Origin of the sequence: Enhygromyxa salina (genome assembly GCF_002994635.1) — a bacterium.
Taxonomy (GTDB): Bacteria; Myxococcota_A; Polyangia; order Nannocystales; family Nannocystaceae; genus Plesiocystis; species Plesiocystis salina_B.
Map to the genome: position 1 here is coordinate 12238 of NZ_PVNL01000093.1, position 20911 is coordinate 33148.

A 20911-nucleotide genomic window follows, 5' to 3' on the forward strand; every position below is an offset into this window, starting at 1 on the left:
GCCAACCTACTCGAGCTCATTGTCGATAAACAGACCGGCCGCCGCCGCGACGCCCGTGACGTCCCCGGCGCCGTAGCGCTCGTAGGTCGAGTAGATGCCGTCATCGTCGAGATCGGCGAACGCCTGAATTGTGAACTGACAGTTGCCGTAGCCGCTCGTCTCGTTGGCCCAGATGAAGTTGTAGTGAAATGCGTGGCCCTCGTCCTGAGCAAAGTCCAGTCCGCTCCACACCGGGTTGTCGGTCCACAGCGCCGAGTCGTAGGTACCGGGCGGGCCAGGTTGGGCGCTGGGGAGACACTTGGCGTCGGGGCCCTCGCTGCATTTGACCGAGAGCGGCGGCGTGATCCCAGCTTCCCCCTCGGGATCGCCATTGTTCGGACATGCATGAATGGCCACATTGGCGTCGTCACTCAAAAAGTCGGCAGCGTCGACATGCTCGGCCTGGAAGTAGGCCGAGGTCGCGTCGTGGAGCCTGGCGAGGTTCAGCTTGACCTCGCTGGTCTTGGCCCGAGTCATGTATTTTTGCAGGGCTGGCACGGCGACCGCCGCCGCCACGCCCAGGAGTGGGATCAAGGTGCTGGGGCTGCCAAGCGGGATCGGCATCGAGATGGTCATGCGATCGCCCTCGATGCTGGGCGCGAGCGCGACGGCGAACCTTCGGGTGGTGTGGACGCCAATGATCGCCCCGACTCCGACCAACAAATCCTCGCCCTCCAGGGCCTCGAGCTTGGCCCGCTCGACCTCACTCTGGGCCTGCGCCAGAGCCCCGCTGACCAGCGCAGCGGCGGCTTTCATGCCCTCGGGCGTGCCCACGGCGATCGCCTCGATCGACTCGGCCGTCACGCCCACGTAGGCCCGCTCGATCCCGTAGGTCGCGGCCGGCTGGGCGACCTCGGCCGGCATCCGACTGGCCTCGGCGGCGATCAACAAGAACGCGCCCGGGCTGCGCTCGGCCACGAGCTTGGCGAGGCCCTCGCTCGCGTCGGCCAGCGCGGGCTGCTTACCGTCGAGACCGTCGAGCATCGCCGTGACCGAGTCGACCGGACCGAGCAGCAGCGTGGTGCCATGGATCGCGGCGACGATGTCGGAGCCAGCGACCAGGCGCAGGACCGCGTCGCCGTGGCGGGCCTGCTCGGTCCCGCGCAGCTCGCCCTCGACCCCCTCGACGATCATGCCGAAGCCTTCGGGTTTATCCGTGTAGTACAGGGTGATCGAGCGAGCTTCGGTGAGCTCGACGCCGAGGCGCTCACGCAGGTAGGCGTCGACCTCCTCGGCGAGCGCACGAGCTTCGGCCGCCTCCTGCGGACCCAGCCACTCGAACCCAGTCAGCACCGCGAACAGGCCGGCGGGCGCGCGAACATGGACGATCGCCCCAGCGCTGGCCGGGACCGCCCGGCTGAGCTCGACCGCGGCAGCGAGGCGCGGATCGGCGGTCGTCGGCCCAACTCGCGGGCTGGGCGACGGCGTGACCTCGGCCTGTGCGGCCTCGTCGGGCGCGGGCGCGTCGTCGTCGGCGGTGCAGCCGATCGTCAAGTAAGTAGCCAGTGCGAGCGGGCGAAGCTTGGAGATCATCAGCCCGAGCATACGCGAGTCAACCTCCAAGCGGCGCTCGAAGGCGGCTCCATGCGCTCGACGGTCACGAGTCTCCCAGAACCAACCTCACCCCCAAGTCACGCGCAGCTCGACCCGAGCGCGGCTCGGGTCGATCTCCGCGACCTCGATCTCCCCGTCGACCTTGCACAGATCAAACAAGCTATGCAGCGCGGCCGCGATCGCGTCGAGGTACACGCGACTACCAAGGATCACGACCGGCACCTCCTCGTAGATCAACGCCCGGTCCGAGCCCGCGCTGACCTCGTAGCGCATCCGCCCGGCGTTCCGATAGATCGCGTTCCAGCCCAGCGGCACCTGCCGAAACATGCTCGAGGGATCCAGGCCAAACAGCTTGATCACCCCGTCGATGAACGGCCGCAGCAAGGTCGTGCGGGTCGAGTGCCCGAGGCTCTGGCGAGACCGCGCGGCCGCGACCGCGGGCCCGAACTCGTCGGCGACCGCCTCGGTCAGCTCGACATCGAGCGCGACGGGCAGCCACTCGAAGCGCCTGGCCTCGCGGATCCGGGCGAGCGACTCGGGTCGCATCCGGTCGAGCGCGCGCTCGTGCTCGCCGACGGCCACGAGCTCGAGCGCCCGCAGGCTGTGCTCGATCTGGATGGCACGGATACTAGGGACCACGGCTCTGGTGTGGCGCATGAGCGCGGGCGGAGCAAGCACGCGCGGCCGCCGGTGCCCCTCCCGGATCAAACTCCGTTTGTCCCCTCACGCGAGCGCGCAGCTCGCTCCACCCGGGGTCCGCACCGCACGCCCAACGCTTGCTATGCTGCCCGCCCCGCCCATGGCCGAGCTCAACATCCGCCTGCTGATCGACCCGGAGACGGGCAAGAAGAACCTGATCATCGAGTACGAGTCCGACTCGGACATGCTCCCGATCGAGCACGAAGACGAGCATCGGCGGCTGATCAACGAGCTCGTCGAGGGCGGCGTGGTCAAGGCCGAAGATCTCGGCAAGGTCATCGTCAAGCGCGAGCGTGAGGCCCACGTCCCCGAGTCGCAGGTCGAGGACGAGCAGGCCGACGAGCGCGAGTCGATCGAGCAGGGCTCCTGAGCGGCATATGTCGACCCTGGTGATCGAAGATCACGACGCGCTGCGTGTGGCGCTGGACTCGGGCCTGGTCCCCGCGGTGGTCCAGGCCGCGCCGGTTCAATTCGAGCTCGACGAAGACCACCGCTTGCTGCTCGCGCCGAGCGTCGAGATCGGTCGGGCCGAGCGCAAGCGCCTGCGCGACGCCGGGGTCGTGTTTACGCGTCGGCGGCTCCGCGACGGCCAAACCCTGAGCTGCTGGGCCGAGCTGCTCGACCCGGAGCCGGCCCCAGAGCCGCAGCTCCCGCTCGGCGAGGTGCTGTTCATCAGCGAGGGGGATCACGGCTTCTTGCAGCTCAGCGGCGAGCTGCTGCGGCTCGGCAGCGAGGATCAGCGGCTGGCGTTCTTCGAGGACGAGCACGGCCGCCGCCACAACCTGTGCCGGGTGCCGGATCCGCCCTACTACGCGCTGCTGCGAGCGCTCGATCGCGACGATCCGCTGCGCGCGTTCCTGCCTGCGCGACCCGGCGGGCGCGTGTGGGTCGAGCTCGGCGCCCGCCACCCGCAGGCGGCCCGGCTGGAGCTCGAGGCTGGCGGGCTGGTGTTGATCCCCCGCGAGCCCGCGGCGACGTGGCTGCGCGCGCCCGATGGACCGTGGCTGGATCTGCAGGCGGTCAGCGACGTCACCCTGCCCACGCTGACCAGCTGGCGGGCGACCATGCCCGCCCAGCGGCTGCCGGTCGAGCTGCGACTGGTCCGGGCCCCGAGCAAGCGGCCCCCGGATCTCTGGGTGTTGCGCGAGCGCGCGCTCGAGCAGATCGAACAGCTGGTGTGCACGGTCCCCGACGAGGTCGTCGCGCGGCTTCGGTTCGCGGTGATCGGCACGGGCACCGACACCTGCGTGGTGCTTCGCGCTCGCCGCAGCGCCAAGGGCCCGCCCGCGCTCGAGCTCGACGCCGAAGCCTATGTGCCAGCCGCTCAGATCCCCGATCTCTACCTGCCGGTCGGGGCGATGATCGATCCCCCGCTGCGACCCAGCCGGCTGCGCGAGCTGCTGAGCGACGACGCCACCTCCAGCCACAGCCAGCGGGTCGTGTGGCTGGCCGCCCAAGGTCGCGAGGGCCGCCGCGGTCAGGCCTTCTCGCGCGAGAGCCTCGACGAGTCCGCGTTCGCGCCGTTGACCGAGTGGGTCGACTACCTCGTCGGCGCCGACGAGCAAGCGCTGGTGCCGTGGATCCGCAGCGCCGCGTTCGACCTCGACGGCTTCGTGTCGATCGGCGTCGAGTGGGAGGACGGCGCGGCCCCCAAACCCAAGCGCGAACCCAAGCCCAAGCGTGATCGGGGGCGGCGCGAGGTCGAGTTCGACGACACCGACTTCGCCGCGCCCGTGTCGGTCCAGCTCGACGACAGCGGCCCCGTCCAGCCGCTCGAGGCCGTCCCCGAGCTGCGCCCGATCGACCTGCCCCGGACCGAGATCGAGGCCCAGCTGTCGGCGCTCGAGGCCGCGTTCTGCGAGCTCGACACCCCGCTCGACGACCCCGCGCGGATCAGCATGTGGGCGGACCTCGGCAACCTGCAGGCCGCCCTGCACCGCTCGCGCGAGGCCGGGCTGTGCTGGGCGCGGGCGCTGTGGCTGGGCGCCGCCGCGACCGGCCCCAGTCAGCTCGCGCTCGCCCACCGCTGGGTCACCAGCGAGTGCGCGATGCTGGGCTACCCCGACGGCGGTCACATGCTCGGGATCGTCGATGTCGTCGACGCCGATCTCGACGAGCAGATGGTCCGCGCGCTCGCGGCCGAGGTCGTCTACGCCGAGCTCTACGTCCGCGCGACCCCAGCCGAGCGAGCCCGGGCCGCGGCGACCCTCGGCTCGGACCCGCAGGTCGCTCCCCCGCTCGGCCCCGAGCTGCTCGCCCGACTGCAGCGCTTCTTCGCCACCCACGGCGCGCTCTTGGATCTCCGCACGCTGTGGCTGGCCCGCAGCGGGCTCGCCCGGCTGGCCGGCGACGATCGCCTCGCGCTGTTTCAGACCCGCGATCTGATCATGAGCTCGCTGCGCGAGGGGGTCGGGCTCGCCCGCAACATCCCCAACTTCGTGCGCACCCACGGGACCGACGGGGACGCCAGCGATCTGGGCCGGCTCGCCGACGAGCTGCTGCGCGCGCGCGACGAGTACCTCACGACCAAGCGCCAGCGCTCGACGATCGAGTCGACCTACCCCGAGGCCCGGACCGACGCCTACGTGCGCCTGGTCCTCGCGTGGGGTCTGGCGCGGGTCGGCCGGCCGCAGGACGCCCGAGACGAGCTCGACGCTGGGGTCGCGCTGCTCGGCGACAGCATCGCGCCCGAGCGCGGCGACGCCATCCACATCGCCGCGCACGCGAGCTACGCCGCCCGCATCCATCACGCGCTCGAGGGCCTGCCGCCCGGGGCCCCGCTGTCGGCCGAGCCCGGCGGACCGATCGCCGCCCGCGAGCGGCTCAGCAACATCGATCGGTTCAAGTACGACCGCCTGCTGCAGCTCTCGCGCGTGCTCGATCCACGCGAGGGCGTCGACGCGTTCGACAAGTGGAACCGCAAGGACGACGAGCCCTTCGCCGGGCTCGCGCTGCTGACCCGGCCCGAGGATCTCGCCGCGCTGTTCGATCGCATGCTCGCGGCCATGAGCACCCAGGCGCCCGAGCGGGTCGCCCGGTCGCTCACCGAGCTGCTCGAGTACCTCGAGGCCCTGCCCGAGCCGCTCGCGGTCCCGCGGCTGCAAGCGGCGCTGCCGTTCGTCAGCGCCGCCCCGCTCGAGGCCCGACCCAGGCTGCTGCGCAACGTCTTGTTGCTGGCTGGCTACTACGATCGCCCCGCGCTGATCGACGAGGCCCTGGCCACCCTCGCGGTCAGCGACGCCGAGCTGACCGAGCAACGCCCGGCCGAGTACGCCGAGCTGTTGACCCGCTGCGCGCCAGTCTTGCGCCGCAGCAATCACGAGGCCCAGCTCAGCGCCCGGCTCAGCAGGCTCGAGGAGCGCGTCGGCGACAACAGCGATGTGCCGGGGGTCGTCGCGCAGCTGCACATCGCCGCCGGTTTCGCCGCGCTCGGCCAGCCGGGGCGGGTCCAGGGCGCGTTCACGGCCGCCTACGCGCTGCTGCCCGAGCTCGCCGCGCCCCCGCCCAAGCTGCAGGTCCTGCAGACCTTGCTGCGCGAGATCGCCGTCGCGCTCAGCCGCAGCACCCCCGGCCAGGCGATCGCGGGCTCACGCGCGCTGATGCAGCGGCTGGCCTCGACCAGCGACAGCCTGAGCACCACGTCCCACTTTTGCCTGTCGGTGATCCAGCTGATGGAGGCGGTCGTGCTCTCGCTCGCCAGCGAAGATCTCGCGCTCAGCGAGTGGGCGCGGCGCTGGGTCGAGACTGACGAGCACCTGCTGCATCGCCGCATCCACAAGGACCTATCGGCCCGCTAGCGCGGCCGTTATGATCCCCGCCTCGCATGTCCGCCCCGGTGACCAGTGATCAACTCGTGAACGCGGAGGTCGAGAGCGTCGAGCAGCTCGACTATGAGACCCTCGCCGGCGAAGCCCACCAGCTGCGCGAGCGGCTCAACCGGTTCCGCATGGCGCTGTCGAACTACTTCGTCGAGCGCCAGGAGATCGTCGATCTCATGACCGTGTGCGCGATCGCCCAGGAGCCGCTGTTGCTGGTCGGGGTCCCCGGCACGGCCAAGTCGGACCTGGTGACCAAGTTTCGCGACGCGCTCGGGATCCCGAGCGAGGACTACTTCGAGTACATGCTCACCCGGTTCACCGAGCCCTCGGAGGTGATGGGTCCGATCGACATCAACCTGCTGCGAGAGGGCCGCTACATCCGCCGCGCGCAGGGCAAGCTGCCGAGCGCGCGCATGGTGTTCCTCGACGAGATCTTCAAGTCGAACTCGGCGATCCTGAATTCACTGCTCACGATCATCAATGAGCGAAAATTTTATCAGGACGGCCTGCCGGTCCCCGTCGCCCTCAAGGTCCTGATCGCCGCGACCAACGAGATCCCCGAGCACGCCGAGCTCGCCGCCCTCAAAGATCGATTCTGCCTCAAGATCGTCGCGCACCCGGTCCAGGACGACCACTTCTTCGAGCTGATCGACGCGGGGCTCGACGCGCAGACCCAGCGCGACCTCAACCTCAAGCCCTGGGTCGAGGGCCACGCCAGCTTGCTCGATCTGCTCAAGGCCCACCGCTACCTGACCATGCAGATGTCCCGCCGCGAGCTGCTACCCGACGGCTCGGCCCAGCGTGATCGCCACCGGTACTTCTCCGACGAGCTGCTCCGCGAGCTGCATCGCCTGCTCAAGACCCTGGCCCGCGAGGACGGCGTGTTCGTCAGCGATCGCAAGGTCGTCAAGCTCTACAAGCTGCTGCGCGCCCGCGCGTGGTTGCTGCACGGCGGCAAGGTCGAGCGCGAGGATCTCACGTTGTTGGCCTACCTCGGTGAGACCCGCGAAGAGCTCGCGCTGCTCGAGGACAAGGTCCCCAAGCTGCTCGGGCTCGACTGACTCGCGCTCGACGGCTCGCCGACGACTCAGCGGCGCCGACCGAAGCGCCGATTGAGCGCCCGCTGGGCCCCGAGCACCATCGCCGTCCGGACCCCGGACAAGCGCGCGACCAGCTTCACGAGGGGGGCCCGGGTCTGCGAGATGTCGTCAAACTGCCCGCGAACACCCAGGTCCATCTCGACCGGCTCGAACAGGTTGTCGGGATCCTCGGGCGACGCCGGCTCCGAGGTCTGTTGGGCATCGACCATGAACCGAGCGAGGAACAGATCGCCCAACCCCGGGATCAGCCGCTCCGTGAGCATCCCGTAGATCGTCGTCCAGCCCAGGTACACGTCCCGGCGCCGGGCGTAGGCGGCCCAATAGATGATGTCGGCGGCGATCTCCGGCTGGTAGACCGGTGGAATCGGCCGGGGCTGGTTGGGCATCAGGTTTCGTGCCCAGGTATAAAATGGGGTGTTGATCGCGGACGGATGCACCATCGTCAGGTGGATGTCGACGCCCTCGTTGATCAGCTCGACCCGCAGACCGTTGGTGAAGGCTCGCAGGGCGTGCTTGGCCGCCGAGTAGCTGGTCAGCATGGGGATCGCGATATACGCCGCCCCCGAGCCGACCTGGACGATCGTCCCGGTCCCACGCCTGCGCATGCGGGTGAGCGCAGCCATCGTCCCCCAGGCCGCGCCGTGATAGGTCACATCGGACACGCGCCGCAGCTCTTCGGGGCTCACGTCCATGATCCGACCGAACATCGCCACGGCCGCGTTGTTGATCCAGATGTCGATTGGGCCGAGATCTTGCTCGATCTGTTCGGCGGCCGCCTCGACCGCCTCGGGATCGGCCATGTCGACCTCGATCGCCAGGGCTTGTCCGCCCAGCTTCTCCACCTCGGCCACGGCTGCGGTCAACTTGTGACCCCCGCGTGCGAGCAACCCTATTTTCGCGCCGTCTTTGGCGAATCGACGCGCGAGCGCGCGACCGATCCCCGCAGATGCACCAGTGATGACGACGACTTGTCGAGCAGGCATGGCATCGCGTCGTGCAACGGCGGTGCCACACATTCGCGATGCACCAGGTCGGTCGATTGTGGCGAGCGCCAATGCATGATGGACACATTTCACTCGCGAAGTTCTCGAATCGGCGCAATCGTATGATTGCTGGCACGACGGCGAATCTCGTGTCCATTGATCCAATGGCCAACGAGTCCGCGGCGCGCAACCTCTGCTGCCTCGGCATCGTCGCGGGCCCTCGTGGGCGCGAGCCAGCGTCGAGCCGAGAGGGTTCGCCGCGTTCAGGACCGGGCGGTCTCGGGCAGGACCGTGCGGTCTTGGGGGCCGAAGCTCTGGCGACTCGTGTGGCCGTTGGCGCGGGCTCAAGCCCGCTAACCTACGGAACCAACTCCAGGATATCGCGCCCGCCACGACGGCGAAGCCGAACATCGACGCTGTCCGGGGCGCCAGCCGCCAGCTCGCCTGGCGACTGCCAGGCCTCGATCTCCGCGATCACCAGGTTGGCGTCGCCAGCGTCGCTGATCGCCACGAGCACGACGTCACCGTCGACCTGCGTGACCACGTGCGAGGCCGGCTCGCCACTTTGCGCCGCCACCCACCACGAGCTCGGGCCCAGCAAGACATTCGTGAGATTCGGAGCGGCGTCGGTCTGGATTCGCCACACCGCGACCAGCGCCTGGGTGTCCGCGTCGCGAAACACACTGAGGTAATCTGCAGAGACGTCGGCCACCACCGCTGACCACAGCGCCGCCGCGCCGGTCGTGCGCTGCAACATGGTGTTGAGCAGCCACGCGCTCTCATGCCCGCCGCCCAGGAACTCGTAGCGATCCGGGAGTTTGGGTGCGGCGTGGGTGTCGAGCAGGTCATCACGGTTTCGAGCCTGATCGGGCCAGCGATCGTGGCCGGCCTGGACCTGGCGGACCGAGTCGGGTGGCTGCCCGAACACCGCCTCGACGCCCCCGCGGCCCGCGTCTTGGTCGGCCGCGAACATGAACGCGCTGCCAAACGAATAGGGGAACAGCGCCACCGCGTCCAGGCTGGGCTGCTCGGTCGCGGCCGCAAGCTCGAGCACGTTGCCCTGCCAGCGCGCGTAGTAGCCCGCCCAGTCGATCTCACTGCTCGCGAGTCCGGCGAGCTCGATCTCGGCGAGCGAGTCATAGAAGCTGGCCTCACCCTCGATCGCCGCGCGGAGCCCGAGAAACCGATCGTAGGTGGTCGCGTGGGCATCGAGCAGCGCCTCGAGGTTGCGACCTTCGTCTTGATAGACATGGATCATCTCGTGAACCATCACGAGGTAGGCCTGCTCGGGATCGCCGTCGAGGTTGTCGGTGATCACCACGATCTCCTTGTTGGTGACCGAGTAATAGGCGATCGCCCAGTCGGCGATATGCGCCTGCGGCGGTGTGTACTCATAGTCTGCTGGCATCAAGCCGAGCAGCGCCTCGCCCAGGAAATAGTCGGTGATGTCGCGAACCTGCTCGGGCGTGGGTGTCTCGAGGCCGGCCTCGATCTCGGCGACGACCTCGGCCGCCGTCAGCATCCGAACCTTGGGCACCACGACCTCGGCGGCGTCGAGCTTGCAGGCCACGGCCTCGGCCACGCGCTCGATGCAGGCAGGATCGTCGATGCTGCAGACCTGGTAGCTGCACGGGTCGAGCGCGTCCTCGCCAGCGCAGCCGGTGGTGAGGGCAGTCAGCCAGGCCAGCAGGACCAGGGGCGCAGCCTCGCTTCTTTGTCGGATCGCGTGAGACATACGCTGGCGAGTGTAGCGTGGCCACCGCGGGCCCCGCAGCGCTTCTGCGATCACGCCGTGAGCGGGCGTCGCTCCCCTGCTATCGTCCCCCCGCGTGAGCGAGGCGCGAGACAACGTCGATCAGTGGGCCGCCGCCGGGCTCTCGCTCCAGCGTGGGGTCCCGCCGGGCGCCGAGCTGCTCAACCGTGTGCGGCCGTGGCTCGAGTCCACGCTCGAGCTGCTCGCGTTGCTGCCACCGCTCGGGGTCGTCGCTGACCTCGGGCGCCTGCTCGCCCGGGACCCCTTCGACATCGCCGCATCGGTCGTGCTCGCCGATCCCGAGCTGCGCGCCGCCCTCGACGCCTACGAAGAGCACGTGCTCGGCCGGCTGTCGGCCGACTACCGGCTCGAGCACGCCCGCGACGCGCTGCTGCGGCTCGAGCCCAGCGTGCGCCCAACCGCGACCGCCGTGTTCGTCGAGCAGGTCCTCGGCCGGATTCGGCAGGCCCAGCGTCCGGGCGAGCTCGAGCTCGACTCGCCTGGCCCTTCGGCCGTGCGCCGGGTCCTGCACCGCCACGGCGTCGAGCTGCTCGAGCTCGGCGCCGAGGCGCTCAGCGATCCGCAGTTCGCTCCGCTGCGGCGTGAGCTCGGCCAAGTCTACGCGGGCCTGGCCAGGGGCGCTCGCCAGTGTGGCGCGCTGATCGGCGACGTCGAGCTCTACACCCTCGAGAACCTGGAGGCCCTGCACAGCCCCTCGCTGCGCCTGGCCATGGCTCAGATCGCCGACTCGGCCCAGGCGATCGAGCGCAGCTTGCCCGTTCGAGTGCGCCGCAGCGACGCGAGCCGGGGCCGAACCCCCACCAAGGTCGAGGACGAGTCCGCCTACCCGATCGGCGGCTACGCATCGATCGCAACCATCGGCGGGATCGAGAGCCTGGTCAGCTCCGAGCTGATCTACATGAACCCCCCCGACGAGCGCGCCGCTGGCCACGTCGATCTGTTCGACGTTCGCTGGGCGGCCGGGGAGCTGCTCAAGTACACCCGCGACGAGAGCGTGCACACCCGCGAGCGCCGGACGATCTGCTTCGCGCTCGCGCCCGAGCTCGACGACGCCCGGATCAAGGACGCCGACGTGCCCTTTCAGCGGATCGTCGTCGCGCTCGGCGGGGTGATCGCGGGCGTGCGCAAGCTGTGCGCGTGGCTCGACGAGGCCGAGCTCGTTCTGCGGATCATGACGATCGGCGTGCCGAGCCGCGCGGGCGGGTCGACCTCGCAGCCGCTTCGCCCCGAGCTCGAGCTCGCCCGCTTGATCCTGCGCGAGTACATCGAGTCGGGGGTGGTCACGCTGATCGAGGTCGAAGACGCCGACGCGGCCCGAGCCCACGCGCAGCAGGCCACGCAGATCGGCGGCAGCGATCTGGTGTGGCTGCTCGGGGCCGAGTTCGTGGCCTCCGAGCCCGATGAGCCCGGCAGTGCGGCCGAGTACCGCGAGCACGCCCTGAGCCTGGATCACGCCCGACCGCGGGTGTGGATCGACGCCGGGCGGGGGACCGAGCCGCACACCCTGCACGCCGATGGTTGGGACGCGTGGCTGCTCGGGTTTGCGCAGCTGCTTCAGGCGCTGGTCTGAGCCGCGCTACTCGTTCGTGCACAGCCAGTGGACCGTGAACGCCAGCTGCGGCCAGTTGGTGTCGCCGCCGCCGTTGAAGTTCATGTCGCCAGTGTTCTCGCAAGTGGTGTCGTTCTCGCAAAAGCCACACACGTTGCCACAGGTCCCGCCCCACTCGGAGAGCGTGTTGAACCCCAGGAAATTACAGATCTGGTCGGCCTGGTAGGTCCCCGAGGTACTCGCAGATACCCAGGCTCCGTTCTGATCGATCGAGCACACCACCCACGGATCACCGTTGAGCACGCCCACGTCCGACTCGAAGCAGGGGGCGTAGCCCAAGCCCGTGCAGTCGTTCGCGCAGAAGTCATCGTCGATCATGTTGCCGTCGTCGCACTCCTCCACGCCCTGCTGCACGAAGCCGTCGCCACAGACCGCGGGCTGACAGCTGGTCGGGCACGCGTCGGTGTTGATCAGGTTGCCGTCGTCGCAGGTCTCCATGCCCTCCCACAGCACACCGTCACCGCAGAACGACGCCGTGCACTGGGCCGTGCACGCGTCGGTGTCGATCATGTTGGCGTCGTCGCACTCCTCGTCCTGCGCGTGCACGATGCCGTCGCCGCAGGTCGCCAACACGCACTCGCTCGTGCAGTCGTCGGTGTCGTCCATGTCACCGTCGTCGCAGTCCTCGACGCCCGCTTGCACGAACGTGTCGCCGCAGCTGGCGATCAAGCACGGGCCCACGCAGCCGTCGGTGTTCTCCATGTTTCCGTCGTCGCACTGCTCCGACAGCATGTTGTGGTAGCCGTCACCGCACACGGCGTAGGTGCAGTCGGCGTCGCAGAACATGGTCTCGTTGCCGACGTCGCACTCTTCACCGGGGTCGACGTTGCCGTCGCCGCAGACCGGTCCGGGGTCGCCGTCTCCGTCGCCATCACCGTCTCCATCGCCGTCGCCGTCACCGTCGCCATCGCCGTCTCCGTCGCCAGGGTCGCCGTCTCCGTCGCCGCTCGAGTCACTGCTCTCGCTGTCGGTCTCGCTGGGATCGCCGTCGCCGCTGCTGGTCGGGTCGAGCGTCGTCGGGTTTCCGTCGCCGCTGCCGTTGTCCGAGCAGGCGGTGAGCGAGAGCAAGCAAGCGAGGGACAGCGATGTGACAAGCCGAGGCATGGCCCGATGGTAAGCCCGCGCCCACTTGCATCCAAGCGCCGAGGTCGACTCCCCCCGACGTTCGACAGCGCTATGATCGATCGTGAGCATGAGCCTCCTTCGGTCCCAGCGTGACGGCGAGCTCGCCGCCGGGCTCGCCGCGATTCAGGCCCCCTTCGAGCAGGCTCAAACCCTGCCGCCGTACCTCTATACGTCGCCGGAGATCTTTGCGCTGGAGCTGGGGGCGTTGTTTGGGCGGATGTGGCTGTGTATTGCTCGTGAGGAGGATCTGCCCCAGCCACGCAGCTACCTGACACGCAGGCTCGGCGACGAGCAGCTCCTGGTGGTTCGCGATGAAGCCGGGCAGCTGCGGGCGTTCTTCAATGTCTGCCGTCACCGAGGGGCGCGCTTGATCGACGCGCCATGCGGACGGCTGCGCGGTGCGATTAATTGTCCCTATCACAAATGGAGCTACGCCCTCGACGGTCGCTTGCTGCACGCGCCACGTGCTGGTCCCACGTTCGCGCCTGAGGACTACCCGCTGCGCTCGCCGGGGCTGGAGACGCGTGACGGCTTCGTGTTCATCAACCTGGATCCTGGCGCGGCCTCGCTCGCGCACGCCCTCGCTGATCTGCCCAGCCTCGCCCGCTACCGGGTCGGATCGCTGCGCCGGGCCGTTCGTCACGAGTATACGATCGAGGCCAACTGGAAGGTGATCGCCGAGAACTATGGGGAGTGCTACCACTGCCAGCTACTGCACCCGCAATTGCACCGAATCAGCGACTTCGAGACTGGCTCGTTCACGGCTGGGGTGTGCTTCAACGGCGGGCCGATGCGACTGCGGGATGGATTCACGACCCTCTCGATGTCGGGCAATACTGCCTTGCCGCCGATCCGTGGGCTCACGGGTGAGGATCTGCGCCTGGTCAGATACCTGCAGGTCTATCCGAATCTGACGCTGGCCTTGCACCCGCAGTACCTGCTGACGCATGAGCTCTGGCCGGTGTCGCCGACTCGATCGCGGATTGTCTGCCAGTGGTTGGTTCCGCCGAGCACGCTGGCGCGGCCTGGGTTCGATGATGATGTGACCGGGATGATCGAGTTTTGGGATGTGACGAATCATCAGGACTGGGCGGTGTGTGAGCGCGTGCAGCTGGGGCTGGCCTCGGTGGGGTGCGTGCCGGGGCCGTATCACCAGACGGAGCGGTGCGTGTACGCGTTCGACCAGTGGTACGCGGGCGCCCTGCGGCAGGGGCTCGATGCATCAACGTCCCCGGCGTGGTAGCCAAGCACGTCGTGTCCGATCCCCGCCCCGACCCCGCCGCCCTGCTCGCGCTCCCGACCGAGCTGTCCGCCCGCATCCACGCGAGCATGACCGCGGGCTTCGACGCCTCGCTGATCGCCCGCGCGGAAGCGATCGCCCCCAAGCAATTCGACGCCGTCCGACTCCCGCTCGTCCACGCGTGGCTGCGCGCCCAGTCCGATCCCGCCGCGGTCTGGGCCCGGCTGTTCGCCTACCGCGACTGCGTCCCCACGCCGCGCGTCCGCGAAGCTCTCGGCGACGACCTGACCGACGCGCTGTGCTCTGCCAACGCGCTGCAGCCCAGCCACGACCAGCTCCGCGCCAGCCTGCGCCTGATGCCCTTCGCCGGGTTGCTGCTCGCCTCCGACGAGGTCGACGCGCGCTTCGACCCGGTCATGGGCCCGGGCGCGACGACCTTCGAGCTGTGGCGGGCGATCGAGATCACCGACAGCCCCCGCGTGCTCGACATCGGCTGCGGCGCAGGCTCGCTCGCGCTGGCGGCCGCCCGCGCTGGCGCGAGCGAGGTCGTCGGCGTCGATCTGGATCCACGCGCGGTCGCGTACGCCCAATTCAACGCCAAGCTCAACGGCATCACCAACGCCCGCTTCGAAGCGGGCGATCTCACCGCCCCCGTGGCCGGCCACCGCTTCGACTTGGTCGTCTCGCAGCCGCCCTTCGTGACCCAGCCACCCTCGGTCACCACGACCACCTACCTGCACGGTGGTCGGCGCGGCGACGAGCTCGCGCTGCGCATGCTGTCCGAGCTGCCGCCGCTCCTGTCCGACCGCGGCCGCGCGCTCGCGCTGTTCGACACCGCCGACGACGACGCGCTGATCGATCGCCTGACCACGGCCGTCAACGATCCGGCCCTGCGCATCGTCGCCGTGGCCGCGGCGGGGCTCGGCGCGGATCAGCAAGCGCTGGGCTACGCCTCGACCTCGCACTCGCAGCTGGGCCCCGACTACGCCGCCGCCGCGATCGCCTACCGCGATCACCTGCGCGAGCTGGGGATCGAGCGAACGCGCCACGTGCTGGTCCTGGTCGAGCGGCCGCCCAGCGCAAAGGCCCCGTGCTTCTCGGCCCGCGTCGACACCGACGGCGCGCGGCTCCACGACGCGTCCGCGCTCACCGAGCTGCGCCAAGCGCTCGACGCCGCCGCGCACCCCGACGCCGAGCTCCTTCAGCTGCGTGTGCGGCCCAGCCCCCACGCGCTGTTCGTGCACGAGCGCTCGCTCGCGGGGCTCGGCGACGATCGCCTGCGGGTCCGGTTCGAGGGCGGCCACGCGAGCGACCGCGAGCTCAGCGAAGCCGCGGCGGCGCTGATCGAGATCCTCGCCCAGACCGACACCCTGACCGAGGCCGTCGAACACTACGCGCAGGTCTGCCGGGCCACGCCCGAGCAGGTCGCCGCCAGCGTGGCCCGGTTCGTGCGCGAGTCACTGGTCAACGGACTGCTCGTTGTCAGTGATCGCCGCGACCTTTGACTCAAAACAGCGAGATCGCCCCAACGCTGGCCGGTGTCTCGTCGTCACCGATGTCGTTGGCGTTGGCGTAGCCCAGCCGGCCGCTGGCGCCACTGCCCCAACACACGACCGAGTAGTCCTCGAGCACCGCGCATGTATGATCGATCCCCGACGAGATCGAGATCGCCGTGAGCTCGCCGAGATCGATCGGGTCCACGCTGCTGGGCAGCTCGTTCGCGTTGTCCCCGATGTCGTCCTTGTGTCCGAGCCCAAGCTGACCGATGTCGTTGCTGCCCCAGCAGCGGACCGTGCCGTCCTCGAGCAACGCGCAGCTGAATTCGTCGCCCGCGCTGATCGCCTTGGCTGGCCCACCGAGGCTGATCGGCGTCAGCGCGGAGGGTGGCTCGTTGCCCTGGTCGCCCCAGTTTGTCTTGTTGCCTTGGCCGAGCTGGCCGTGGTTCGCGTGGCCCCAGCACAGCACGTCGCCCGACGAGAACAGCGCGCAGCTGTGTTCTTTACCCAGCGCGAGCTGGGCGATCGTCGCGTTGTTGGGCAGCGACATCGGGCGCACGTCGACCGGCCCGGAGTCGTTGGCCGGCTCGTTGTCGCCGATGCTCGCGTTGGTGCTCAGGCCCAGCTGCCCCTTGCCGTTGAGGCCCCAACAGAACAGATCGTCGGCGACCGTGACCGCGCAGCTGTGGCGATAGCCGGTGGCCACGAGCGCGACATCGCTGGGGCCTAGCCCGACCAGGGGCGCGGCGCTGGCGTGCTCGTCATCGCCGATCCGCGTGGTGTTTCCGATCCCGAGCTGGCCGTTGCCGTTGTCGCCCCAGCAGCGCACGTCGCCGCTGTCGAGCCGCGCGCAGGTGTGAGCGCCCCCGGCCGAGAACTGCGTGGCCGTGCCGCCGAGCATGATCGCGTCGAGCAGCTCGAGCGTCTCGTCATTGCCAAGGTCGACGTTCGAGCTGTTGCCGAGCTGACCGAGAGAGGCCCCGCCCCAGCAGCCCATCGAGTTGTCACCGAACAGGGCACAGCTGTGCAGGTCGCCCAGGTCGATCGAGAGCGCGCTGCCGGGCAGCGGGACGTCGCCAGCGCTGGCAGGGGTCTCGTCGTCGCCGATGTCCTCGGTGGTCCCGTAGCCGAGCTGGCCGGACCCGCCCAAGCCCCAGCAGCGCACGCTGCCGCCCTCGATCAGCGCGCAGGTGTGCTGGCCGCTCGCGACCACCGCGACGGTCGTGAGCGTGCAGTCGGTCTCGCAGCCGTCGCCGCCGACGTTGTTGCCGTCGTCACACACCTCGCCATCGTCGGGCGTGCCGTTGCCGCAGGAGCTCGGCGCACACACGCCGTCCTCGCAGGCCAGCCCAGGATCACAGCTGGCGAGCGAGCCGTCACACATGCACCCGAGGTGGGAGCAGCCCGGGTCACCGTCTCCGTCGCCCTCACCGTCGCCGTCTCCCGCTGGATCGCCGTCGCCGTCGCCGTCGCCAGCCTCGGGCTCGCACATGTCCTCCACACAGGCCAAGCCGGGGTCGCAGCCACCACCGGGCGTGCACGCGCACCCAGACTGGCCGATGCAGTCGCTCTCGGTCCCGGTCCCGGTCGCGGCCTCGCTCGTGTCCGAGCCGGAGCCGTCACCGCTGCCGATCCCGCCGGTCGCGGGGGTGCACGCGAGCAAGAGGAACAGACCGGGGCCGGTGAGACAGCTCGACCTACGCATGCCTCTGTCTACCAGAGTTGTCGGTGGACACGCACCCGCTCGCTGCAGCGGCCCTGTCAGCGGCGCTCGACCTCGATCATCAAGCGCCCGCCCGCGACCGGCTCGGCCGACAGCGCCGCCAGCACACCGCCCATCATGCCGCCGACCACCCCGACGGTGGACACCTCGCTGCCCGCGAAGAACAAGCCCTTGATCGGCGAGCGCGCCCGCAGCCACGGGTTGCGATATCGGTTCGGGGTCGGCTCCAGGCCGTAGATCGATCCTGCGTAGGGCCGCACGAAGTGATCGGTGGTCAGCGGCGTCGAGAGCTCGGCGTGGGCGATCATCGGCGCGAGCTCGGGCATGTACTCGAGGTACTGGGCCAAGATCGCGTCGTGCAGCGCTCGCTTGAACGCGTCGTAGTCGGCGTCACGCCGCTGCCAGCGCGACCCTTGCCAGCGCTCGAACGACTCCCACGGCACGAAGGTCACGACCTCGCCCGTGTGGCGCTGGTTCGGGCCCGGCTCGTGGGCGGGATCCTTGAGCGAGGGGAACGAGCAGTACAGCACGGGCGCGCGCGGGACCGGCTTGCCGGGCGCCACGTCCCAGCCGCTGACCTCGGTGTCCCAGGTCTCGTAGAACCACTTGTTGGCCGCGCCCGCGCCAGCCTTGCGGATGTCCCCCTCGAACCCGAGATACAGGCACACGTGCGGCGGCGCAGGATCCAGGCGAGCGACCGAGCGCGCCCAGCTGTGCTTGGCGTACTCGGCCGGCAACAATCGCTCGACGGTCGACCACACCCCGGCGGCGCTGACGATGCGGTCGGCACGAATGACCTCACCCGGCGCCCCGTCGCGGCCGCGCAGGCGCACGCCCTGAGCGACGCCGTCCGCGACCAGGATCTGCTCGACGTCGGCGCGGATCTTGGTCCAGCCGCCCGCGTCGGCCACGGTCTGCAGCAGACAGCGCGCGATCTGATCGGAGCCACCCACGGGGTAGTACGCGCCCCACTGGAAGTGGCGGGTGACCAGCGCCTGCATCGCAAACGACGAGCGGCGCGGCGTGGACCCGTAGTAGCCCCACTGTGAGACCAGGATCGCGCGCAGTCGTTCGTTGCGGGTCAGCTCGGCGACCACGTCGGCGGTGTGACGCTCGAACCACTTCTTGGCGGTGCGCGCGAACACGGCCTCGGCCCCGCGCCCGATCCCCGGCGGCAGGGTCCGGCTCAGGTAGTAGCCCCGCATGCTGCCCGCGACCTCGCGCGCGAGCGCGAACCACTTGTCGATCGCCTCCCCCTCGTCGGGGAACGCGGCCAGCAGGTTGGCCTTGAACTGCTCGGGCGTGTCGGGGAAGTCGATGCGGAAGTCGTCGGGCCAGTAAAATTCGTCGTAGACCCCACCCAGGCTGGCCCACTTCAGCCGATCATCGGTCAGGTGCGCGAGCAGGCGCCCCGGCATCGAGCGCGTGGTGACCTCGCCGACCGCGTGCACGCCGACGTCCCAGCGCCAGCCCTTGCGCTTGAAGGTGTGCGTGTAGCCGCCCGGTTCGTAGTGCTGCTCGAGCACCAGCACGCGCTTGCCAAGCTTGGCCAGCAGCGCGGCGCAGCACATGCCGCCCATGCCCGAGCCGATCACGATGTAGTCGAGGTGCCCCTCGGGGGTGTTCGTGCTCCAGGGTTTGTCGTGGGCCACGCGGTCACGAATACTTGATCTCTGCGCGCCCGCGCGACCCGTGCCCCCAGAAATTCAGTCGATCCACACCAGCTTCGAGCTGTAGGTGCTCGACGCGTCCATGCGAATGCGTGGCTCACAGACGACCATACCGACGAGCACCCTGTCGTTCATGGCTTCGGGTGAGATCTCGAAGTTGATCCGGGCGCCCGAGGACGCGACCACGGAGCCGGCGCTGCGGTCGGCCCCGAGCTCGACGATCTTGCTGACGTTGGCCTTGCGCACGAGGATCTGGACCGTGTAGGTGCCGGGCGGCAGCTCGTCAAAGCGGTACACGCCGGTTGGACCGGTGATGAGCTCGCGCTCGCGCTCGAGTGCCACGCTCTGCAGGATCACGAACGCGTCCTCGATCGGCTGCCCGGCGGTGTCACGGATGACACCGCCGATCTGACCGGGTGCCCCGGCGTCGATCAGCGTGAGCTGGGGTCCGAGCACCGAGCCGTAGGGATCCGAACCGGGCGTGGCGCACCCGGCCAGAACCAGGGCGACGATGCTGGCGGCGAGGCCGGTGGCGAGCCGCAGCCGCTCCCCCTCGCGCACGATCCGGACACACGCGCGGCCGGTCTCGCTCGCATCGAGGACCCGCTCGAGCTCGGCCTCGGTGAGCGCTTGCGTGTCGGTGACTCGATGCTCGCAGCGCTCACACTGACGGCCCCCCGGAACGACCGGCATGGCCGCCCAGGGCTCGGAGCAGGGAAGAATCTGCAGACGTCGCGGCGGGCGTGACACGCGGGGCAACGGGTCGCCCGCGTCCGACTTTCACTGCCCGCTCAGACCGTCTCGCCCACGATCGCGCTCGGGTCCTCGGGCTGGGGCCGAAACGCGTTGATCGGGATCTTGAGATAGCGGGTCTGATTGCTGGCTGGATCGGGCAGCGCCCCCGCGTCGACGTTGACCTGCACGCTCTGAAACAGCAGCTTGGGCGCGCTCAGGGTCGCGTCGCGCTTGGTCCGGAATTCGACGAACGCTTCGCGCGATCGGTCGGCTGGCAGCTGCTTGTTGGTGGCCTTTTGCTCGGCCACGGTGGTCTGATAGGCGAGCGCGCGACCACCCGGCTGATAATCGTGGCCAACGAAGATCCGAGTCTCGTCTGGCAAGGTGTAGATGCGCTTGGTGATCGAGTCGTAGAGATCCTCGGCGCTCCCGGCCGGGAAGTCGCAGCGGCCCGTGCCCATGTCGGGCATGAACATGGCGTCGCCCGTGAACAGGGCGTCCTCGAATAGATAGCTGACACAGCCAGGCGTGTGGCCGGGCGTGGCGATGACCTGAAACCGCAGCGTGCCGGCCTCGACGACCTCACCGTCGTGCAGCAGTCGATCGAACTGTCGGCCGTCAGTTGGAAAGTCGGCGGGAAGATCGAACACGTCCTTGAAGATCGCCTGGACCACGGTGATCTTGGCGCCAATCCCGGTCTGGGCAGCCGGAAACCGGCGCTTGAGCACCTGCGAGCCCGACAGGTGATCGGCGTGCGCGTGGGTCTCGAGGATCAGCCGCAGCTCGAGCTCGCGCTTGCGCAAGAACACGCTCACGCGATCGACCGAGACATGCGAGATTTCAGAGCTCGCCGGATCGTAGTCGAGCACTGGATCAATGACGATCGCGTCGCGCGACTCGGGATCGAACACCACGTAGGTCAAGGTGCTGGTGGCGTCATCATAAAAGGCTTCGATCTCCATGGTTGACCTGTCTGTACGGGCGATGGGTGAGGTGGCTGCGCTGGCGTCGTGCAGCTGGGTGATCAACATCCTGGCGGCGACGATCGCGGCGCGCCAGGGCTGAATCGCGGGCTCGATCCCGCAGCGGTCCGCGATCCGAGCCAGGGCATGGTCGCGCCGCAGCAACAGCGCGTCCAGTGACTCGAGCAGACCCGTGAACGCACCATATTCGGCGGCGCTGCGCAGCAGGTTGTCGAGCATCAGCTCGCGTGGGCCGAAGCCCCGCGGGACCGCGTGGCGACGGCCGAGCGCGCCGATGTCGGCGCGGCTGAAGAACACGCCGACCTTCGCGGGCGTCAGGAGGTGTTGCGCGAGCTGGCGCAGGCCGGTGGTCTGGTCGTGCAG

The 20911-nt window shown here is 69.3% G+C and carries 15 protein-coding genes; 6 read left to right on the forward strand and 9 right to left on the reverse strand.

Annotated elements, in window-relative coordinates:
• Positions 1 to 6: 6 nt before the first annotated feature.
• Together ENSA7_RS23040 and ENSA7_RS42455 are read right to left on the reverse strand one after the other, a co-directional pair.
• Positions 7 to 1572 carry a hypothetical protein gene (locus ENSA7_RS23040; RefSeq protein ID WP_146158030.1) on the reverse strand — a complete coding sequence of 522 codons (1566 nt, stop codon included), beginning with the start codon at positions 1570 to 1572 and terminating at the stop codon, positions 7 to 9.
• A gap of 87 nt (positions 1573 to 1659) precedes the next feature.
• Positions 1660 to 2250, reverse strand: a complete 591-nt coding sequence (locus ENSA7_RS42455; protein ID WP_146158031.1) for a hypothetical protein — start codon at positions 2248 to 2250, stop codon at positions 1660 to 1662.
• A 142-nt stretch (positions 2251 to 2392) separates the two neighbouring features.
• Between ENSA7_RS42455 and ENSA7_RS23050 the strand changes: the two genes are divergently transcribed.
• The 3 genes from ENSA7_RS23050 to ENSA7_RS23060 are packed head-to-tail and all read left to right on the forward strand — an operon-like array spanning position 2393 to position 7171.
• Positions 2393 to 2662, forward strand: a complete 270-nt coding sequence (locus ENSA7_RS23050) for a hypothetical protein (RefSeq protein ID WP_106091513.1) — start codon at positions 2393 to 2395, stop codon at positions 2660 to 2662.
• A 7-nt stretch (positions 2663 to 2669) separates the two neighbouring features.
• On the forward strand, positions 2670 to 6089 hold the full coding sequence (locus ENSA7_RS23055; protein ID WP_106091490.1) for a DUF8586 domain-containing protein: 3420 nt from the start codon (positions 2670 to 2672) through the stop codon (positions 6087 to 6089).
• 26 nt (positions 6090 to 6115) lie between these two features.
• Positions 6116 to 7171: an AAA family ATPase gene (locus ENSA7_RS23060; RefSeq protein ID WP_106091491.1), complete on the forward strand. Its 1056-nt coding sequence runs from the start codon at positions 6116 to 6118 to the stop codon at positions 7169 to 7171.
• Positions 7172 to 7197: 26 nt separating this feature from the next.
• Here ENSA7_RS23060 and ENSA7_RS23065 read toward each other — a convergent pair whose 3' ends face one another.
• Complete coding sequence (locus ENSA7_RS23065; protein WP_106091492.1) at positions 7198 to 8604, reverse strand: SDR family oxidoreductase; 1407 nt, start codon at positions 8602 to 8604, stop codon at positions 7198 to 7200.
• Positions 8552 to 9928 (reverse strand): hypothetical protein, encoded by a 1377-nt coding sequence (locus tag ENSA7_RS23070; protein WP_106091493.1) that lies wholly within the window; start codon positions 9926 to 9928, stop codon positions 8552 to 8554. The genes ENSA7_RS23065 and ENSA7_RS23070 overlap by 53 nt, the downstream gene beginning before the upstream one ends.
• Before the next feature lie 94 nt (positions 9929 to 10022).
• Between ENSA7_RS23070 and ENSA7_RS23075 the strand changes: the two genes are divergently transcribed.
• On the forward strand, positions 10023 to 11537 hold the full coding sequence (locus ENSA7_RS23075) for a hypothetical protein (RefSeq protein WP_106091494.1): 1515 nt from the start codon (positions 10023 to 10025) through the stop codon (positions 11535 to 11537).
• A gap of 6 nt (positions 11538 to 11543) precedes the next feature.
• Here ENSA7_RS23075 and ENSA7_RS23080 read toward each other — a convergent pair whose 3' ends face one another.
• Complete coding sequence (locus ENSA7_RS23080) at positions 11544 to 12680, reverse strand: DUF4215 domain-containing protein (RefSeq protein ID WP_181234023.1); 1137 nt, start codon at positions 12678 to 12680, stop codon at positions 11544 to 11546.
• 88 nt (positions 12681 to 12768) lie between these two features.
• On the opposite strand from ENSA7_RS23080, the gene ENSA7_RS23090 reads away from it, so the two are divergent.
• Together ENSA7_RS23090 and ENSA7_RS23095 are read left to right on the forward strand one after the other, a co-directional pair.
• Positions 12769 to 13944 carry an aromatic ring-hydroxylating oxygenase subunit alpha gene (locus ENSA7_RS23090; RefSeq protein ID WP_106091496.1) on the forward strand — a complete coding sequence of 392 codons (1176 nt, stop codon included), beginning with the start codon at positions 12769 to 12771 and terminating at the stop codon, positions 13942 to 13944.
• 11 nt (positions 13945 to 13955) lie between these two features.
• Positions 13956 to 15446, forward strand: coding sequence for a methyltransferase domain-containing protein (locus tag ENSA7_RS23095; RefSeq protein WP_146158032.1), 1491 nt, complete (start codon positions 13956 to 13958; stop codon positions 15444 to 15446).
• A 1-nt stretch (position 15447) separates the two neighbouring features.
• Here ENSA7_RS23095 and ENSA7_RS23100 read toward each other — a convergent pair whose 3' ends face one another.
• The 4 genes from ENSA7_RS23100 to ENSA7_RS46340 all read right to left on the reverse strand — a co-directional run bounded on the left by ENSA7_RS23100 (position 15448) and on the right by ENSA7_RS46340 (position 20527).
• Complete coding sequence (locus ENSA7_RS23100; RefSeq protein WP_106091498.1) at positions 15448 to 17142, reverse strand: RCC1 domain-containing protein; 1695 nt, start codon at positions 17140 to 17142, stop codon at positions 15448 to 15450.
• 56 nt (positions 17143 to 17198) lie between these two features.
• On the reverse strand, positions 17199 to 18812 hold the full coding sequence (locus ENSA7_RS23105) for a phytoene desaturase family protein (RefSeq protein ID WP_106091499.1): 1614 nt from the start codon (positions 18810 to 18812) through the stop codon (positions 17199 to 17201).
• A 54-nt stretch (positions 18813 to 18866) separates the two neighbouring features.
• On the reverse strand, positions 18867 to 19523 hold the full coding sequence (locus ENSA7_RS23110; protein ID WP_106091500.1) for a carboxypeptidase-like regulatory domain-containing protein: 657 nt from the start codon (positions 19521 to 19523) through the stop codon (positions 18867 to 18869).
• A gap of 98 nt (positions 19524 to 19621) precedes the next feature.
• Positions 19622 to 20527 (reverse strand): MBL fold metallo-hydrolase, encoded by a 906-nt coding sequence (locus tag ENSA7_RS46340; RefSeq protein WP_443655659.1) that lies wholly within the window; start codon positions 20525 to 20527, stop codon positions 19622 to 19624.
• Between the last annotated feature and the right edge of the window lie 384 nt (positions 20528 to 20911).